Below are 2896 nucleotides of genomic sequence, written 5' to 3'. Positions count from 1 at the left end.
CGAGGTAGACCGGCACCAGCGGTGCGGGCAGACGCCGCTTGGCCAGCCAGACCCGGTTGCGGGCGGTCATCCGGTAGTAGACCGCATGCCAGGCCGGAGACGTCTTCGGGTGCTGGAGCACCAGCTGCGATTCGTAGAGGACGTCTCAGCCGCGGTCCACCGCCCGCCAGGCCAGATCGGTCTCCTCGTGCGTGAAGAAGAAGGCGTCCGGCCAGCCGCCGGTCTCCTCCAGCATCGGCGAGGCGGCGGCTGCGCCAGGTCAGGGGTCGGACGGGGCTGCGGGCGCCAGCCGAGGGGTGCTCCGTATAGAGGTTTGCCGTTCGCAATGGCTGCCCGTCCTGCCACGAGGGTGTGTGGCGGGGCGGGCAGGCCACTGTGACTGTGGCTGGTTACTTGATGCCGATCTCGGCCAGTTGCAGGCGGAACTTGGTGGACTCGTCGGAAGCCGGAGCACCGAGTCTGGTTGCCGTCAGGCGCAGGTAGCGGCCGGTCACGGAGGCGAGGGTGTAGGTCTGAGCGGCTCCGCTCGGGTTGGCCTGGCCGGTGACGGTACGGGCGGTGGTGTAGGTGCTGGATCCGTCGGGGCGGGTCTGCAGGGTGAAGTCCACGGGGAAGTTCGCCGAGCCGCCTCCGGCGCCGCTGACGTCGGTGCGCGGGTAGAGGGTGACTGAGCCGATGGAGCGGTCGGCGCCGAGGTCGACCTCGATCCACACGGGTGTGGCGCTGACATCGGCGGCGGGGAAGTCGATGCTGGTGAAGCCCTTGGCGCCGGTGACACTGGTGGTGGTGCCCTCCAGGATCCGGGTCTTGCCCCAGTCGCTGTTCTCCAGCGTGTAGTTGGCGGTGACGGTCGTCGCGGCGGTGGGGACGGTGAGTTCGGCGAGTTGCAGGCGGAACTTGGTGGACTCGTCGGACGCGGGGACGCCGAGCTTGGTGGCCTGGAGGCGGACGTAGCGGGCGGTGGCGGTCTTGAAGCCGTACGTCTGCACCAGCCCCTGGGGGTTGGCCTGGCCGGTGACGGTACGGACGGTGGTGTAGGTGCTGGATCCGTCGGGGCGGGTCTGGATCGTGAAGTCGACCGGGAAGTTCGCGGTCCCGCCGCCGGCCGCCTGGGTGTCGGTGCGGGGGAAGAGGCGTACGGCGTCCAGGTCGGTGTCGGCCCCGAGGTCGATCTCCACCCAGACGGGGTTCGCGCTGACGTCGGCGGAGGTGAACTCGTTGCTGGTGTAGCCCCGGGCGCCGGACACGCTGGTGAGGTTGCCGTCGGTGAGCCGGTTCTTGCCCCAACTGCTGTTCTCCAGGCTGTTGTTGCTGGTGACCGTACGGCCCAGGGCCAGGTTGTCGAGGCGGCCGGCGCCCGTCGCGGCGAACGTCCACGTGCCCGGCTGGGCCTTGAAGTAGACGTACGAGGCGTCCTTGCCGTCGTAGCTCAGTCCGCTGACGCTGCCGGTGGAGGAGCCGCCGGTGAAGACGGTGGCGCCGTTGGCCTTGATGACGGGCTGGGAGCCGCCGTAGGTGGGCACGCCGACGCGGGCGGTCGTGCCGCTCGGCGAGGTGAGCGTCAGGGTCGCCTGGGTTCCGTCGCGGGTGATGCCGAAGCGGATGTCGCCCTGGACGGTGGGCGTGACGGTGTTGATTTTCGTGAGGGTGCCGGTCTGGGGGGTGACCTCGTAGGTCTGCCAGCCTGCCGTGGTGGGGCGCACACCCGCGGCGTAGGCGGACAGGGCGTACAGCGGGGCGCCGTTCCAGGCGTGGTTGTCGGTGCCTTGCGACTTGACCCACACCTCCCACAGGGTGTGGCAGGCGGGGTCGGCGACCTGGGCGGCGTAGCGGTTGCGCATCCGCTCCTCGGCGACGGTGGCCGCGCCCATCAGGTACAGCGCCTCCAGGACGTAGAACTCCGTGTAGGGGCTGGCGTTGAGGTGGGTGCGCAGCACGTTGGTGATCGCCGGGTAGTGGCTGGCGGCGGCCAGGCCGGCGACGACGGCGAGGGCGCCTGCCCGGTCGTCGGTGTCGCCGGTGTAGCCGGGCGAGCGGTACTCGTTCTTGGTGGAGTTCCACAGCAGGGTGTCGAAGTTGGCCTTGATGCTGGCGCGCTGGGCCTGCCACCCGGCGACGTCGCCGGTGTTGCCGCTGAGGGCCGCCAGCTTGGCGGCGGTGTCCAGGGCCAGGTAGTACCAGCAGTTGTTCAGTACGCGGGTGTCGATGTCGCTGCCCCAGTCCTGCCAGTCCCAGTCCCCGGCGCGGTGGGCCACCAGGCCGTCGCTGCCCAGGCCCCACAGGTCCAGGTACTTCTTCACCGCCGGGTAGGCGCCGGTGACCGTGCTCGTGTCGCCGGTGTAGAGGTGGAACGTCCAGAAGGACCACACCGAGGCGAGCATCTGGTTGGGCAGGTCGGCGGTCCAGATGGTCGAGGGCATCGGGGAGTAGAGCGCCCCGCTGTCCTTCTGCCAGGACGCCAGCTGGGAGATGGCCTTCTTGCCGAGCGCGTGGGAGTTGGTGTCGAAGGTGTAGAAGCCCTCCTTCAGCTGGTTGACCACATCCCCCCACCACTGCGCTCTCTCGCGGGTCGGGCAGTCCATGTAGTTGTCCCGCATGTTGACGTACATGGTGCGGGCGGCCTTGGTCCACACGGTGTCGAAGAAGGCGTCACTGCTGGTGAACGACCCGTCGAAGTCCGTGTCGTAGCCGGACTCCCGGTACTTGAGATCGACGATGGTCACGCCCGCCGGCATGGTGTACCGCACGGCGGTGCCGCTCATCCAGCCCAGCGCCTCGAACTCCTGGACCCCGCCGGCGCAGACGTAGGTGGCGCGGACGTTGAAAATGGTCTTCTGGTCGATGCCGACCAGGCCCTTGCCGTCGTCGTAGTGGTCGGTCTGGATGCCGATCACGG

1 protein-coding gene and 1 pseudogene are annotated in these 2896 nt (G+C 69.1%); both read right to left on the bottom strand.

Going from position 1 to position 2896, the window contains the following annotated elements; translation table 11 throughout:
- Window positions 1–241, bottom strand: a pseudogene (locus ABT300_RS42825) (glycosyltransferase family 2 protein); the annotation flags it as partial.
- A 148-nt stretch (window positions 242–389) separates the two neighbouring features.
- A partial coding sequence (locus ABT300_RS42820) for an alpha-L-rhamnosidase-related protein (protein ID WP_351688241.1) occupies window positions 390–2896 on the bottom strand: 2507 nt, incomplete at its 5' end.

It is taken from the genome of Streptomyces sp. NPDC001027, assembly GCF_040299045.1.
GTDB lineage: Bacteria > Actinomycetota > Actinomycetes > Streptomycetales > Streptomycetaceae > Streptomyces.
The sequence above is the reverse complement of the archived record's forward strand: the minus strand, read 5'-3'. Positions and strand labels throughout refer to the sequence as shown.